This is a genomic window from Bradyrhizobium canariense, assembly GCF_019402665.1.
GTDB lineage: Bacteria > Pseudomonadota > Alphaproteobacteria > Rhizobiales > Xanthobacteraceae > Bradyrhizobium > Bradyrhizobium canariense.
Genome location: NZ_VSST01000012.1, coordinates 25,933 through 41,655, shown reverse-complemented (window position 1 = coordinate 41,655; position 15,723 = coordinate 25,933). Strand labels below are relative to the sequence as shown.

The 15,723-nt window shown below is 64.3% G+C and carries 12 protein-coding genes and 1 pseudogene; 11 read left to right on the top strand and 2 right to left on the bottom strand.

The window, feature by feature from the left end:
• The first annotated feature begins 21 nt into the window (after nt 1-21).
• The 4 genes from FXB41_RS04830 to FXB41_RS04815 all read left to right on the top strand — a co-directional run bounded on the left by FXB41_RS04830 (nt 22) and on the right by FXB41_RS04815 (nt 3,756).
• The gene (locus FXB41_RS04830; protein WP_007591232.1) at nt 22-1,764 is read left to right on the top strand and encodes an ArnT family glycosyltransferase; all 1,743 of its coding nucleotides are present in this window, start codon (nt 22-24) and stop codon (nt 1,762-1,764) included.
• A gap of 1 nt (nt 1,765) precedes the next feature.
• Nucleotides 1,766-2,611, top strand: a complete 846-nt coding sequence (locus tag FXB41_RS04825) for a phosphatase PAP2 family protein (RefSeq protein ID WP_219680184.1) — start codon at nt 1,766-1,768, stop codon at nt 2,609-2,611.
• Between the two features lie 63 nt (nt 2,612-2,674).
• Nucleotides 2,675-3,421: a glycosyltransferase family 2 protein gene (locus FXB41_RS04820; protein WP_007591225.1), complete on the top strand. Its 747-nt coding sequence runs from the start codon at nt 2,675-2,677 to the stop codon at nt 3,419-3,421.
• Entirely contained in the window at nt 3,418-3,756 is a 339-nt protein-coding gene (locus FXB41_RS04815; RefSeq protein ID WP_007591223.1) for a lipid-A-disaccharide synthase N-terminal domain-containing protein, read from the top strand. Before FXB41_RS04820 ends, FXB41_RS04815 begins: the two co-directional genes overlap by 4 nt.
• 10 nt (nt 3,757-3,766) lie before the next feature.
• Here FXB41_RS04815 and FXB41_RS04810 read toward each other — a convergent pair whose 3' ends face one another.
• Nucleotides 3,767-5,458, bottom strand: a complete 1,692-nt coding sequence (locus tag FXB41_RS04810; protein ID WP_007591220.1) for a Na/Pi cotransporter family protein — start codon at nt 5,456-5,458, stop codon at nt 3,767-3,769.
• Nucleotides 5,459-5,614: 156 nt separating this feature from the next.
• The gene (gene metC, locus FXB41_RS04805; protein ID WP_007591219.1) at nt 5,615-6,799 is read right to left on the bottom strand and encodes a cystathionine beta-lyase; all 1,185 of its coding nucleotides are present in this window, start codon (nt 6,797-6,799) and stop codon (nt 5,615-5,617) included.
• A 395-nt stretch (nt 6,800-7,194) separates the two neighbouring features.
• Here metC and FXB41_RS04800 point away from each other — a divergent pair, with 395 nt between their 5' ends.
• The 7 genes and pseudogenes from FXB41_RS04800 (at nt 7,195) to FXB41_RS04770 (ending at nt 15,704) form a co-directional block, all read left to right on the top strand.
• Nucleotides 7,195-8,211 carry an amino acid ABC transporter substrate-binding protein gene (locus FXB41_RS04800; protein WP_007591217.1) on the top strand — a complete coding sequence of 339 codons (1,017 nt, stop codon included), beginning with the start codon at nt 7,195-7,197 and terminating at the stop codon, nt 8,209-8,211.
• Nucleotides 8,212-8,236: 25 nt separating this feature from the next.
• A complete protein-coding gene (locus tag FXB41_RS04795; RefSeq protein ID WP_219680181.1) occupies nt 8,237-9,442 on the top strand; it encodes an amino acid ABC transporter permease in 1,206 nt (401 codons plus the stop codon).
• Nucleotides 9,439-10,959, top strand: a complete 1,521-nt coding sequence (locus FXB41_RS04790) for an amino acid ABC transporter permease (protein ID WP_219680178.1) — start codon at nt 9,439-9,441, stop codon at nt 10,957-10,959. The genes FXB41_RS04795 and FXB41_RS04790 overlap by 4 nt, the downstream gene beginning before the upstream one ends.
• Nucleotides 10,960-10,970: 11 nt before the next feature.
• Nucleotides 10,971-11,708 (top strand): amino acid ABC transporter ATP-binding protein, encoded by a 738-nt coding sequence (locus FXB41_RS04785; protein ID WP_007591212.1) that lies wholly within the window; start codon nt 10,971-10,973, stop codon nt 11,706-11,708.
• Between the two features lie 100 nt (nt 11,709-11,808).
• Nucleotides 11,809-12,978, top strand: a pseudogene (locus FXB41_RS04780) (tetratricopeptide repeat protein); the annotation flags it as partial.
• On the top strand, nt 12,900-15,035 hold the full coding sequence (locus FXB41_RS04775) for an O-linked N-acetylglucosamine transferase, SPINDLY family protein (RefSeq protein WP_446479879.1): 2,136 nt from the start codon (nt 12,900-12,902) through the stop codon (nt 15,033-15,035). The pseudogene FXB41_RS04780 and the gene FXB41_RS04775, both read left to right, overlap by 79 nt.
• Before the next feature lie 135 nt (nt 15,036-15,170).
• Nucleotides 15,171-15,704: a DUF805 domain-containing protein gene (locus FXB41_RS04770; RefSeq protein WP_219680172.1), complete on the top strand. Its 534-nt coding sequence runs from the start codon at nt 15,171-15,173 to the stop codon at nt 15,702-15,704.
• Nucleotides 15,705-15,723: the final 19 nt, after the last annotated feature.

The window sequence follows — 15,723 nt, the reverse complement described above, 5'->3', positions numbered from 1 at the left end:
GTTTCAGCGTAAGCGGAACCGATGGCTGAAACCTACCCAGCACCCCGTTTTGGAGCTCCCCGCGAGCCGAAATCCCCGGTGAATCCGGGCAGCCGGCTCGTGTTCATGTTCGACATCGCCACCGCCAGCCACGTCCGCGCGGTGAGCTTCCTGTTGCTGTGCGCGCTGCTGCTATTCCTGCCGGGCTTCTTCACGATTCCGCCGGTTGACCGCGACGAGGCGCGCTTTGCGCAGGCCACCAAGCAGATGGTCGAGAGTGGCGATTATGTCGACATCCGTTTCCAGGAGGACGTCCGCTACAAGAAGCCGGTCGGGATCTACTGGCTGCAATCGGCTGCGGTCGAGACGGCGTCGGCGCTCGGTCTGCCGAAGGCCGAGTTGCGGATCTGGGTCTACCGGCTGCCGTCGCTGATCGGCGCGATCGGTGCCGTGCTCATGACCTACTGGACGGCGCTCGGCTTCGTCACGCGGCGCGCCGCGGTGCTTGCAGCACTTCTGATGTGCGCCTCCGTGCTGCTCGGGGTCGAGGCGCGGCTTGCGAAGACCGACGCCATGCTGCTGTTCTGCGTGGTCGCCGCGATGGGCGCGATGGGGCGGGCCTATCTGTCGTGGCAGCGCGCCGAGGACGAGACGCGTCCGCCCTGGAGCTGGCCCGCGATCTTCTGGACCGCGCTCGCTGTCGGCATCCTGATCAAGGGCCCGCTGATCCTGATGTTCGCGGGCCTGACCATTGTCGCGCTCGCGATCCAGGACCGCGACGCCTCCTGGCTATGGAAGTTGCGCCCGCTCTGGGGCCTGATGTGGATGCTGGTGCTGGTGCTGCCCTGGTTCGTCGCGATCTTCTGGCGCGCGGGCGATGCCTTCTTCGCCGATTCCGTCGGCGGCGACATGCTGAGCAAGTTGGGCGCGCAGGAATCCCACGGCGCGCCGCCCGGTCTGTATCTGGCGCTGTTCTGGATCACGTTCTGGCCCGGCGCGCCGCTCGCGGCGATGGCGGCGCCCGCGGTCTGGCGCGCGCGTCGCGAGCCCGGCGCGCAGTTCCTGCTGGCCTGGCTGATCCCATCCTGGATCGTGTTCGAGGTGGTGCTGACCAAGCTGCCCCATTACGTGCTGCCGCTGTATCCTGCGATCGCGATCCTCACCGCGGGCGCGCTCGAGCGGCGCGTGCTGTCCTGGTCCTGGCTGATGCGCGGCTCGGCCTGGTGGTTCGCGATCCCTGTTGGCGGCTCGATCATCGCGGTCGTCGGCGCGGTGATGCTGACTCGACAGCCTGCTTTCGTGGCCTGGCCGTTCATCGCGGCCTCGCTGATCTTCGGCCTGTTCGCCTGGTGGCTTCACGACAACAATCACGCCGAGCGCTCGCTGCTCAACGCGCTGGTCGCAGCCCTGATGCTCGCGGTAACAGTCTACGGCATCGTGCTGCCGTCGCTGACGCCGCTGTTTCCGAGCATCGAGATCGCACGCGCGCTTCGCAACGTCACCTGCGTCGGCCCGAAGGCGGCCGCGGCCGGCTATCACGAGCCGAGCCTCGTCTTCCTGACGGGTACGCAGACGCTGCTCACCGACGGTTCGGGCGCGGCGGATTTCCTGCGGCAAGGAAGCTGCCGTTTCGCGCTGATCGAGCAGCGTTCGGAGCGCGGCTTCGTGCAGCGCGCCGAGGCGATCGGGTTGCGCTATAAGGTCGGCACGCGCATCGACGGCTACAATTTCTCGCAAGGGCGTGCGATCTCGATCTCGATCTTCCGCTCGGAAGGCACCGAGTAGGATGTCGGCACCAACCGACATCGCGCCGCGCGCGAGCTATCCCGCGCAATTGCTCACGCTCTCGGGGCGCGCCCTGGCACAGCTCGTGCGCACGCCCTCGCATTCGCGCCGCGCCGAGGCCGCGCGAAAGCTGGCGCGGCATTCGCTGTGGCTGAGTGCGGCAGGTGCAGCCCTGGTCATCGCGCTGATGGTCGTTTTCGACCTGACCGAGATCCAGCTGATGCCGGCGCGTGGCACGCCGGGCCTGTGGCCGATCCGCATCCTCACTGATTTCGGCAAGGACGAGTATGTGCTCTCGGTGCTCGGGGGCCTGCTGGTGGTGCTGGCGCTGGTTGCGGCGGGATTGCGCGGCACAAGCCGCGCGTTGCTGCTCGGCCTCGGCACGCGGCTGCAGTTCATGTTCCTGTCTGTTGCCGTGTCCGTATTCGTCGCCGAGATCCTGAAATATCTCATCGGTCGAGGACGTCCGTTCGTCGGCGGCAAGGCCAATCCGTTCAACTTCATCCCGTTCGAGGGGACCGGGGCCTATGCCAGCCTGCCGTCGGGGCATGCGGTGACGGCGTTCGCGCTGGCGTTCGCGGTCTCGGCGCTGTGGCCGCGCCTGCGCGTGTTCATGTTCACTTACGCGATCGTGATCCTGCTGACGCGACTGGTGCTGCTTGCGCACCACCCGAGTGACGTTGTGGCCGGCGCCTTGGTCGGCTTGGTCGGCGCCTTGGCGGTGCGCTACTGGTTCGCGGCCCGCAGGCTCGGCTTTGCCATCCGTGCCGACGGCACCATTGTGCCTCTTGCAGGGGCGGTCTCGGGCCGCCTCAAAAGGGTTGCCCACGGGGCATCCGCCCCATAAAAGCGGCTGCCTGCCGGGACCGCCGGTTCCCGAGCCAAGCCAATTCTAACCACGAGCTTCGATTTGTCGTCCCAGCCTTCGGTTTTCCAGCCCTCGGTTTCCATCGTCGTTCCCGTGCGCAACGAAGCCGACAACATCGTGCCGCTGATCGAGGAGATCGTCGCAGCGCTCGACGGCCGCTGGACCTATGAGATCATCTACGTCAATGACGGTTCGAGCGACGCGACCGGCGAACGGCTCGGCGCGGTCATGAAGCAGCGGGACAATCTGCGCCAGCTGCGCCATGCCAGATCAGGCGGCCAGTCCGCGGCCGTGCGCAGCGGCGTGCGTGCGGCACGCGGTGCCATCGTGGCGACGCTCGACGGCGACGGCCAGAACAATCCGGCTTTCCTGCCCGACCTGATCGCGGCGGTCGAGAACGGAAGCAAGGTTGGACTTGCCGCCGGACAACGCGTCGGCCGCAAGGATACCGGCTTCAAGAAATTCCAGTCGCGCATCGCCAACGGCGTCCGCAACGCGATCCTGAAGGACGGGACGCGCGATACCGGCTGCGGCCTGAAGGCGTTCCGGCGCGAGGTGTTCCTGATGATGCCCTATTTCGACGGGCTGCATCGCTTCCTGCCGGCACTGGTGCGCCGCGAGGGCTACGAGATCGCCTATGTCGACGTGATCGACCGGCCGCGCCGCTCCGGCGTTTCGAACTACGGTTTCTTCGACCGGCTGTGGATCGGCATCATGGATCTCGGGGGCGTGTGGTGGCTGATCCGCCGCAAGAAGCCGACGCCGGATGTGACTGAGGTGACGGCATGATCATCCAATACGGTCAGGCGCTGAGCAATTATTTCTACGACGTCTTCGTGGCCAAGTTCGACTTCTGGCTCGCGTTCGGCCTCGTCGCGCAACTGTTCTTCACGGCACGCTTCCTGGTGCAGTGGATCGCGAGCGAGCGCGCCGGCAACAGCGTGGTGCCGATGGCGTTCTGGTTCTGCTCCATGGGCGGCGGGCTGATGACGCTGGTCTACGGCGTCGTCAAGCGCGAGCCCGTCATTATCCTCGGCCAGGCGCTGGCGACCATCATCTATATCCGCAACATCATGCTGATCGTGAAGAACCGCGGCCGCGCGTCAAAGACGCTGGAGCGCTGATCCGACGCGACTAGCGCGGCAAGGCCGACGCCGCGCCCGTTGCGGGCAGGGCAGCGGTCCCCGTCTCGGTCCTGCGATGGGGCTCGCCGGCTGCGTCGAGCACGGGATAGGCGACCGAGCAGATATGCGAGTGGATGCGGCGCAGGTCCCGCAGCACGTCGAGATGCAGCGACGTGGTTTCGATGGTCTCGGGACGGCCCTCGCGCAGGCGGTCGAGGTGGCGCTCGACGGCGGCCAGCTCGGTGTTGCGCAGCGCCGTCTTCTCCACCAGCAGCTTGCGCGCCTCGTTGGCGTCGCCCGACATGAAGACGCCGAAGGCGATGCGCAGCGAATCCATCGTGCGCTTGTGGAAGGCGGCGAGCTCCTCGGCGCCCTCGGGCGAGAACTGGAAGCGGCGCTTGATCTTCTTGGTCGCCAGCTCGCTCAAGCTCTTGTCGATGATGTCGCCGATATGTTCCAGATTGATGGCGAAGGAGATGATCTCCATCGCGCGCCGGCCCTCGCTCTCGTCGAGACTGCCCCGCATGAGTTTGGTCACGTAGAGCTTGATGGCTTCGTCGAGGCCGTCGACGATGTTGTCCATCTTCGAGACCTGGTCGACCAGCGCGCGGTCACCGCTCATCATCGCCGCCATCACCTTGCGCAGCATGATTTCGACGAGATCGCCCATGCGCAGGGTTTCGCGGCCGGCATCGGCCAGCGCCAGCGACGGCGATTCCAGCGCAGTCTCGTCGAGATAGCGCGGCCGGGCCGGATCGGCCTCCTGAACGCGATCGGGCAAGAGCCGGGTCAACAGGCGCGACATGGGGTCGAGCAGGCCAATGAAGATGATGGCTGTGCCGACGTTGAAGGCGATATGAAATGCCGCCGTCATCCTGGCGAGATCGGGTTGCCAAGCGTGCATGTGCTCGGCGATCGGGCCCAGGAAGGGCAGGACGAGGGCGATTCCGATCACGCGGTTGACGAGATTGCCCACCGGCAGGCGATAGCTGGCGGGATCGTCGCGTCTGGCGCCTTCGAACACAGGATTGATGGCGCTGCCGAGATTGGCGCCAAGCACCAGTGCGAGCGCGGCGTAAGGCGAGATGAACTGCGAATAGGCGAGTGACATGATCAGCAGCACGCTTGCGACGCTCGAATGCACCGCCCAGGTGACGAGCGCCGCGATCAGGATGCACAGAACGGGATCGCCCGTGATGGAGGACATCATGACGCGGACGCCCGGTGCGTTCTCGGCCGGGGCCAGCGTGTCGAGCAGGATGTGCAGCGACAGCAGCATCAGTCCGAGACCGATCGAGACACGGCCGACATCCTTGATCCGCGAGCGCGGACCCACGCGGAAGGCGACCAGTCCGAGCACGAACAGGACCGGCGCGACGGCGGCGATGTTGAACGACAGCACCTGCACGATCAACGTCGTGCCGACATTGGCGCCGAGCATGATGGCAAGCGCGGTGACAAGGCTGAGCAGGCCCTCGGCTGCGAACGAGCTCGTGAGCAGCGCAGTCGCGGTGCTGCTCTGGAGCAGCGCCGTCAGCCCGAGACCGGCAGCAAACGCGTTGAAGCGGTTACCAAGAGCCTTGCCGAGCAGCCGTCGCAGGTCCGGGCCAAAGGCACGCAGAATCCCGCTGTGGACCATGTGCAGGCCCCACAGCAACAGCGCCACGCCGCCCATCAGATCGAGCAGTACCAACGTTCCCATGCTCCGAGTCCGGATTGGAGTCGATTGGTGAGGCTAGCGCCAAATGCTTGAGGTTCAAACCATTTGTTGGCGCAGGGGGCATCAACGTTTGCAGCGGCTACACGTTCCTGCGGCGCGCGTTGGCGCGTGCGCAGGCGCAGTGCCTTGTGAACAGGCTCACATTGCCGCTTTGAGGGCAGCGAAGCCGCGATCGAGGTCGGCCTTGAGGTCGTCAGTGCTCTCCAGCCCGATGTGCAGACGCAGGGTAGGGCCGCCCGGCGCCCACTTGGTCGCCGTGCGATAGCCGTCGCAGTCGAAAGGAATCGCAAGGCTCTCGAAGCCGCCCCAGGAAAAGCCCATGCCGAACAGCTTGAGCGTGTTGAGCATTGTGTCGACCGCCTTCTGCGGCGCCGGCTTCAGCACGATGCTGAATAGGCCCGACGCGCCCGTGAAGTCGCGCTTCCAGATCGCATGGCCCGGATCGGTCTCGAGTGCCGGATGCAACACGCGCGCGACCTCTGGCCGGTTGGCGAGCCAGCGCGCCATGTCGAGGCCGGAGCGATGATGCTGCGCCAGCCGCACCGACAGCGTACGCAGGCCGCGCAGCGCCAGGAAGACGTCATCGGGACCGGCGCAGACGCCGAGCAGGCGGATGCCTTCGGCGATCTGCGGCCATGCCCTGGCATTGGCCGAGATGGTGCCGAACATGATGTCGGAATGGCCGCCGATATATTTGGTGGCGGCCTGCATGCTGATGTCGACGCCCTGTTCGAGCGAGCGGTGATAAAGCGGCGTCGCCCAGGTGTTGTCGTCGATGACGAGCGCGCCGCGCGCATGTGCGACATCGGCGATGGCGCGGATGTCGGGCATCTCGAACGACTGCGAGCCGGGCGCCTCGACCAGGACGGCGCTTGTGTTGGATCTGAACAGCTTGTCGATGCCGGCGCCGATCATCGGATCGAAGTAGGTGGTCTCGATGCCGTAGCGGGTGAGCATGCCATTGCAGAAATTGCGCGAGGGCCGGTAGACGTTGTCGCAGACCAGGATGTGGTCGCCGGCCTTCAGCACCGAGAGCAGGGTGGTGGAGATCGCCGACAGGCCCGACGGCACGATGCCGACGCCGGCGCATTGTGGCCCCTCCAGCGCCATCAGCGTCTCCTGGAACGCCTTGGTGGTGGGGGAACCATGGCGACCATAGGTGAACTCGCCGCGATGGGCGTGCAGGTCCTCGGCGGTCGGATAGAGCACGGTCGAGCCGTGGAACACCGGAGGATTGACAAACCCCTTCTGCGCCTTGGTGTCGCGGCCGGAGGTGACCAGCCGGGTCTCGGCGTGCTGTTCGGAGGGGTGTGAGGAATCCATGCGTCTGCTTTCAAAAGCGCGTTTCCACCAGGCGCGCTGCGCCCGCGGGCAGGCCGAAAGGCCGCTGTCGTTAATAACAGAACACAGAAGAGTCCCGTCAACCCCTTGACCCGGCACGCCAGCCGTTCTGTTATCGCAGGTGCTAGTCAGTCGCCGCATGTTGAGGGGCCTGCCGCGACCTTCGATCCATCGCCTGACCGGACCACGCGCCACAGCCGTAACGGCGGGCGCCTTTCGGCGGGGATTAAGGTAGGGCCTCCCGGGATCGGCGGGTGATCGGCAAGGTTTTCCAGCATGACTCTTGCAGGGCTGGTCCTGATACGGCTAGCCCTGGCAGAGACGATCGCAAAGACAACGTTCCTGACCTTGAGACGACTTTGAAAGGCCCCAAGCCCATGAAACGCGTAATCCTGGCTCTCACTCTCGCCCTCGCCGCCGGCCTGACGGCCCAAGCCGCCGAGGCGCAAACGCTCAAGACCGTCAAGGACCGCGGCATGCTGTCCTGCGGCGTCAGTCAGGGCCTGCCCGGCTTCTCCTCGCCGGACGACAAGGGCAACTGGACCGGGCTTGATGTCGACGTCTGCCGCGCGATCGCCGGGGCGATCTTCAACGATCCGACCAAGGTCAAGTACGTGCCGCTCTCCGCCAAGGACCGCTTCACGGCGCTGCAATCCGGCGAAGTCGACGTGCTGTCGCGCAACACCACCTGGACCATCTCGCGCGACACCTCGCTCGGCGCAAACTTCACCGGCGTGACCTATTATGACGGGCAGGGCTTCATGGTGAAGAAGTCGCTCAAGGTGAACTCCGCGCTCGAGCTCAACAGCGCCTCGGTCTGCGTCCAGACCGGCACCACCACGGAGCAGAATCTCGCCGACTACTTCAAGGCCAACAACATGAAGTACGAGGTGATCGCGTTCGGCACCAACGACGAAACGGTCAAGGCCTACGAGGCCGGGCGCTGCGACGTCTTCACCACCGACCAGTCGGGCCTTTACGCCAACCGCCTGAAGCTTGCCAATCCCGGCGATCACATGGTGCTCCCGGAAATCATCTCGAAGGAGCCGCTCGGACCGATGGTGCGCCACGGCGACGACCAGTGGTTCGACATCGTGAAATGGACGCTGTTTGCCATGATCACCGCCGAAGAGCTCGGCGTGACCGCGAAGAACGTCGACGAGAAGGCGAAGCAGGAAAATCCGGAGCTGAAGCGCGTCCTCGGCACCGACGGCAATTTCGGTGAACAGCTCGGCCTGAGCAAGGATTGGGTGGTGCGCATCGTGAAAGCCGTCGGCAATTACGGCGAAGTGTTCGACCGCAACGTCGGCGCAGGCTCGCCGCTTGGTATCAATCGGGGACTCAACAATCTCTGGAATAAGGGCGGTCTCCAATACGCGCCGCCGATCCGCTGACCCCGCCTGACCCGCGCTCGCGGCGATGAGCATCGAGGCCCGCAAACCCCCGCCCCAGATCGCGCTGAAGATCAGGCGCGTCCTGGGGGGCAAGACAGGCTGGAACGGCATCGCCGTCCAGTTTGCCTTCGCTGCGGTCCTGGGCTGGATTGCCTATGAAATCGTCTCCAACGCCCGCGCCAACCTCGAGAACCAGCACATTGCGGCCGGCTTCGGCTTCCTCGCGAACAACGCCGGTTTCGACGTCAATCAGACGCTGATCTCGTATACCGGCTCGGACACGTTCCTGCGCGTGTTCCTGGTCGGGCTCCTCAATACGCTCGTGGTCTCGGTGGTGGGCATCGTGTTTGCCACCGTGATCGGCTTCATTGTCGCGCTGTGCCGGCTGTCACCCAACTGGTTGCTCGCGCGCATTGGCGAAATCTATGTCGAGATCATCCGCAACCTGCCGGTGCTGTTCCAGATCCTGTTCTGGTACCTGGCGGTGCTTGCTGCCTTGCCTAATCCACGACAGAGCATTTCGCTGCTCGGCATCGCTTTCGTCAGCAATCGCGGTCTCGTCATTCCCCGGCCGATCGGCGAGAGCGGCTTCGAGGCGTTTCTTGTGGTGCTGGCGCTCGGCATCGTGGCTTCGGTGGTGCTGCGCATCCACGCGCGCCGGGCGCTGTTCCAGCGGGGGCAGATGATCCGGATCTGGCCCTATGTGCTGGGCCTGCTGTTCGGACTGCCGCTCGTCACCATTCTGGTAGCGGGTCTGCCCTTCAGCTTCGAGCTGCCGCAGCTCAAGGGCTTCAATTTCGCCGGCGGCTCGCGGATCATCCCGGAGTTCGTGGCGCTCACATTGGCCTTGTCGACCTATACGGCTGCCTTCATCGCCGAGATCGTGCGCGCGGGCATCCTCTCCGTCCACAGCGGGCAGATGGAGGCGGGATCGTCGCTGGGCCTGAGCCGCGGCACCACGCTGCGCCTGGTGGTCGTGCCGCAGGCGATGCGCGTCATCGTTCCGCCGCTGACCAACCAGTACCTCAATCTCACCAAGAATTCGTCGCTGGCCGTCGCGATCGGCTATCCTGACCTTGTCTCCGTGTTCGCTGGCACGTCGCTGAGCCAGACCGGGCAGGCCATCGAGATCATCGCCATGACGATGGGCGTCTATCTCCTGATCTCGCTGATCACCAGCGCCGTCATGAGCGTCTACGGTTGGCGCATCAGCCGGAGTCTCGGCGCATGAGCGATATCACCTCGTCCAGCTTCGTCCGCCAGGATCTTCTCGATGAGCGTCCCGCGCCGGTGAAGACCACGGGCTTCGTCGGCCTGGTGCGGACGCGCCTGTTCAACTCGCCGACCAACATCCTGCTCACGATCGTCGGCGCCTTGCTGCTATGGTTCACCATCATTCCTTCCGTCAGATTCCTGATGGTCGATGCAGTCTGGACCGGTAAGGATCGCACGGCCTGCCTCGCCGAGAACGCCGGCTTTACGGTCGGCGCCTGCTGGCCCTACATCCAGGCCAAGCTGCCGCAACTGATCTACGGCTTCTACCCCGAAGCCGAACGCTGGCGGGTCAACCTCACGCTCGTCCTGTCGGTGGTCCTGTTGGTGCCGTTGCTCATTCCACGACTGCCGTCGAAAGGATTGAACGCAGGCCTGTTCTTCTTTGCGTTTCCAGTGGTCGCATTCTTTCTGCTGCATGGCGGCGGCATCAAGGGATTTGGCCTGAGCTGGACCGCTGACCTGCTGCAACTGTTCGACGACAGCATCATCGGCGCCGGCAAGGCTCTGCTCGGTCTCGGCAAGACATCCTCTGCCGCACCGCTGTTGTGGGTCGTCGGCAATGTCATCATGCTCGTGGGGACCGCGATCTACTGGCTGATCTTTCCGCTGACCTGGCTGCGTGACCAGCTGCAGGGGACGGGCCAGTCGGTCTGGGCCGATTTCGCCATCACCGCCGCGATCGTCTCGCTGATCGCCTTCGTTCTCGGCGGCGGCCTCCGCACGGGGGGGCGGGCCCTGACGTCCAGCGTCGTCACCTTCGCCGCCATCGCAATCGTGATCAAGCTGATGGGGCTCGATCACGGCGGACTGCCGATCGTGCAGACGAACCTGTGGGGCGGACTTCTGGTGACGCTGGTGGTCTCCGTCACGGGCATCGTCACCTCGCTGCCGATCGGCATTGCGCTGGCGCTTGGCCGCCGCTCGACCATTCCGCTGATCCGGATCTTCTCGATCGCCTTCATCGAGTTCTGGCGCGGCGTGCCGCTGATCACCGTGCTGTTCTTCGCCACCTACATGCTGCCGCTGTTTCTGCCGGGCAATTTCACAGTCGACGGGTTGGTGCGTGCGCTGATTGGAATTTCGCTGTTCACGGGCGCCTATCAGGCTGAGAACGTCCGTGGCGGGCTGGCTGCTATCCCGCGCGGGCAGGGCGAGGCGGCCGCGGCATTGGGGCTGTCCTGGTGGAAGACGACCTCGCTGATCGTGCTGCCGCAGGCGCTGCGCCACGTCATTCCGAACCTCGTCAACAGCTTCATCTCCCTGTTCAAGGACACGTCGCTGGTCTCGATCGTGGCGCTGTTCGATCTGCTGGGCTCGCTGCGGGCGTCGTTCTCGGATCCGAAATGGTCGTCGCCGTCGACCGCGTTCACCGGGTTCGCCTTCGCCGGGATCATCTACTTCATCTTCTGCTTTGGAATGTCACGCTACTCGCTCTTCGTCGAGCACCGCCTCAACGCTCACCGCCGCAACTGATCGAGGTCACCATGTCCGACCCCATCGTCAAAATTTCCGGCTTGAACAAATGGTACGGCGAATTTCACGTGCTGCGCGACATCGACCTTGCGGTCGAGAAGGGCGAGCGCATCGTGATCTGCGGCCCCTCCGGCTCGGGCAAGTCGACGCTGATCCGCTGCATCAACGCGCTCGAGGAGTTTCAGGAAGGCGAGATCGTCGTTGACGGCATCGAGCTCGGGCCGAACCTGAAGCATGTCGATGCGGTGCGGCGCGAAGTCGGCATGGTGTTCCAGAGCTTCAACCTGTTTCCTCACCTGTCCGTGCTGGACAATTGCACGCTGGCGCCGATCTGGGTGCGCAACATCCCCAAGAAGGATGCCGAAGCGGCGGCGATGAAGTTTCTGGAGCGGGTCAAGATCCCGCACCAGGCCAACAAGTTTCCGGGGCAGATGTCCGGTGGTCAGCAGCAGCGCGTTGCGATTGCCCGCGCGCTGACGATGAACCCGAAGGTGATGCTGTTCGACGAGCCGACCTCGGCGCTCGACCCCGAAATGGTCAAGGAGGTGCTGGACACCATGGTCGACCTTGCCGAGGAGGGCATGACCATGCTGGTCGTCACCCACGAGATGGGCTTTGCCCGCGAGGTCGCCAACCGCGTGGTGTTCATGGACGCGGGCCAGATCATCGAAGCCAACACGCCCAACGAGTTCTTCGCGGCCCCGCAGCACGCCCGCACAAAACTGTTCCTGAGCCAGATCCTGCGCTGAGCACCTGCAATCCGGTGGCGTCGCTGGTCTAACCGATCCGCCAGCTTGGCACCATGCGAATCGGCCAGCCTCTTTTCGGGCCATACTCCGGAGAGAGACTTTGCAGAGCAGCGCCGGCGCGCGCGCATTCCAGAACGCGCGATTGCAAAAGAAATTGAGGAAGCAGGCGGACGCGCTCATGTCCGCCGCGGTTCAGGCACTCGGGCAGGGCAGATACGCAGAGGTCGAGACACTCTGCCGGCGGATTCTGACGGAGGTTCCGGATCATTTCGACGCCGCGCACCTGCTTGGCCTGCGCGCGTATGATGGCGGGCGCCTCGATGAGGCGCAACAATTGCTCGAGCGCGCGACCGTGCTCGATCCACGTTCGCCCGATGCCCATGGCAATCTCGGGGCAGTGTATTTCACCCTCCAGAAGTTTCAGGACGCTCGCGCATGCCAGGAGAAAGCCATTGCGCTGAAGCCGAATTCTCCGATCGCCTTGACCAATCTCGGCAATACGCTGCTGCACATGGGCTTCGCCGAGCAGGCTATCGAGCTGCACGAACGCGCTATCAGGCTGAAGCCGGACTATGCCGATGCATTCTGCAATCGTGGCATGGCGGAGCTGATCGAAGGGCAGTTCCAGCGCGCCAAGGAGAGTTTCGATCGCGCCCTCGCGTTTCAACCGCGTCATGCGGAAGCGATCGCGGGCAAGGGCATGGTGTGCATCGAGCTCCGGCACTACGAAGAGGCGGCCGCGGCGATCGCGGCAGGGCTCGCGATCAAGCCGGATTCGCCGAAGATTCTGGCGCAGCGCGGACGGCTCAATCTCGATCTGTTGCGGCTGGAGCAGGCGCTCGCGGATTTCGATGCGGCGCTGGCGCTTTCACCGAGGCTCGAAGTGGCCTTGCAGGGGAAGGCGCAAGTCAACATTCTCAAGGGCAATACGGCCGGGGCGATTGCGGTCGTCAAGAAGTTGCTCGAGGAACATCCGCGGTCCGACATCGGAATTGCGCTCCTGGCTTCCTGCTATGCGAGCCAGGGAGACATCGCGACGGCGCTCGAACATCTCGATGCAGGGCTGGCAATCGCGCCTGACTATGCGGACTTGATCGGGCGCAAGATATTCTTGCTGGACTATCTCCCCGACGCGGATTTTGCGGTCCAGCAGGCTGCGCGAAAACATTGGTGGGAAGCGATCGGCGCCAAATTGCCGCAAAGGGTGTTGTCGCCCCGCAAGCTCGACCCGGACAAGCGGATCTTGATCGGATATGTCGCTTCCGAATTCACCTGCTTGGCTTGGGCGCATTCGCGAGCCGACAGTTCGAGGCAGCGAAACAGGCACTGAAATATGCCGTGACGCTCGACCCACGCTCCGCACAGGCTTTTTCCGATTTGGGAGCCACGCATTTCGCACTTGGGGAATATGAGGACGCGCGTACGTCCCTGGAGAGGGCCATCGCGTTGAAGCCGAGCTTCCCGATGGCCTTGGCCAATCTCGGCAATACCTTGTTGCACCTAAACCGCGTCGAGCAGGCTATCGAATTGTACGATCGCGCGATCGGGCTGAAGCCCGATCATGCCGATGCGCTGTGCAATCGCGGCCTGGCAGAGCTTGCGCTGCGCCAGCTTGATCGCGCCAAACAGAGCTTCGAGCGCGCGCTGTTGTTTCAGCCGCGAAACGTGGAGGCGCTCGTCGGCAAAGGTCTGGTCAATATCGAGCTCAAGCACTTCGACGAGGCCAAAGGCGCGCTGGAGGCGGCGCTCGCGATCAGGCCGGGTTCGGCGAAGATTCTGGCGAACCGTGGGCGGCTCAATCTTGAGACGTCGAGGTTGGAACAGGCCGCGTCAGATTTTGACGCGGCCCTTGCGCTTGCGCCCAAGCTCGAGGTGGCCCTGCAGGGGAAGGCGCAAGTCGCGCTCGCCATGGGAAACACGGCGCAAGCAATTCTGGCCTGCACGACGTTGCTGGAGGAATATCCACGCTCCGCGATCGGAATGGCGCTGCTGAGCGCTTGTTTTGCAAACCAGGGAGAGATCGCATCAGCAATCGAGCTTCTCGATGCGGCGTTGGCCATTGTGCCGGATGCCTCCTTGATCGGGCGGAAGATCTTCTTCCTCGACTATCTCTCCGACGCCGATTTCGCGGTTCAGCAGGCCGCGCGAAAACAGTGGTGGGACGCGATCGGCTCGAGATTGCCGCGAAGGACTCTTGCCCCGCGGCAGCTCGATCCCGACAGGCGGATCGTGGTTGGCTATGTTGCTGCCGAGTTTTGGCATCACTCGGCAGCGTTCGCTCTGTTACCGGTGCTGCGCCATCATGATCACGCCAGGTTCGAGATCGTCTGCTATTCGTGCTCGCCGGTAAGAGATGAGATGACCGCCGCATTCAGGTCCTCGGCGGACGTCTGGGTCGACGCCTGGCAGCTTTCGGACGACGAACTCGCCGATCGCATCCAGGCGGACAAGGTCGATATCCTGATCGACGTGTCCGGGCACACCACCGGCAACAGGCTCCACGTCTTCGCCCGCAAGCCGGCCCCGATCCAGGTCTCGGGTTTCGGACACGCTACGGGCACGGGCCTGCAGACCATGGACTACGTGCTCGCGGATCCCATCTTCATTCCGCAATCGGCGCGCCATCTGCTGGCTGAAAAGGTCTACGACCTGCCGTGCCTGATCACGATCGATCCCATTTTGGATGTACCTGCATCGGAGCCGCCCATGCTCCGCAACGGCCATGTCACCTTCGGCGTGTTCAACCGCATCTACAAGATCTCGGACGAGGCCATCCGGGTGTGGTCGAACGTGATGCGCGAGGTGACCGGTTCGAAGATCGTCATCAAGCATACGCTGCTCGACGATCCCATGCTGCGCGATAGTCTGATCGCGCGGTTCGTGGCGCAGGGCGTTGCCGAGGAGAATGTCATCTGCCTGGGCTCGACGCCGCGCCACGAGCACCTGCGGGCGTTTGCAAACGTCGACATATCGCTCGACACGTTCCCGCAAAACGGCGGCGTCAGCACCTGGGAATCGCTCTATGCGGGCGTTCCGGTCGTGGCCAAGCTCGGCAACGGCGCCTCGTCGCGTGCCGGCGGTTCGATCGTGGCTGCTGTCGGTCTCGACGACTGGGTCGCCGAGGATGACGAGGGCTATGCCGCGATCGCCTGCAAATATGCGGCGCAGCCGGCGCACCTGGCGAAGTTGCGTAGCGAGTTGCCGGCTCGGATCGCAGCCTCCCCCGCCGGCAATGTCGAAATCTACACGGCCAGGGTCGAGGCGGGCTATCGCCAGTTCTGGCGCGACTATTGTGCCGCGGCTGCCGAAGGCGGCGAGGGCGCCTGACCCTCTCGGGTGGGGCGAAGTCTCGAATTGCGCTGGCCAGCTTAGTCGTCCGGAAACCATGCGCCGGCGCGCGATAGTGCCGGTTCATGGCTCCGAAAGCCATTTCTGGGCATATGGCGCTAAAAGGGTACGCCAATGCTCGGTTTCGTCTTCGGCTTGAACGCCCGGCTCGGGCGATTGCATTTCTTCCTCGCCACGGTCGCGCTTGCGATCGTGATGACGGCGATCTGCTTTGCAATCGCAATGGCCGTGCTGCGCAACACCTCGCCCGGCGCGATCCGGCCTGAAGATCTCACCAGCAGCTCGGCGATGATCGCTGCGATCGTCTTCTTCGGAGTTGTCACCTTCACGTTGCAATCGGTGCGCATCCGCGACATCGGCTGGGATCCGGTCTGCGTGGTGCCTGCCTGGTTCGCGCTGGTGATCGTCGACCATGTCGTCGCGGGCCGGTTTCCGGCCTGGGCGATCGGGCAGGAGCATCAGGCAACGGCGGTCGGCGCGCTCGTCAACCTCGCGCTGATGCTCGCGCTCGTGTTCTGGCCGAGCGGCGACAGCGAAGGCTCCTACGGCGCTCCCCTCCCGCCGCGCACGCGCGCGATCAAGCCCTCGCTATCGAACGAGCGCCTCACGCGGGTGTCGCAGGGATCGTCGCGGCCGACCTGGAGTTAGACGGCCGGCTTCCGGAACG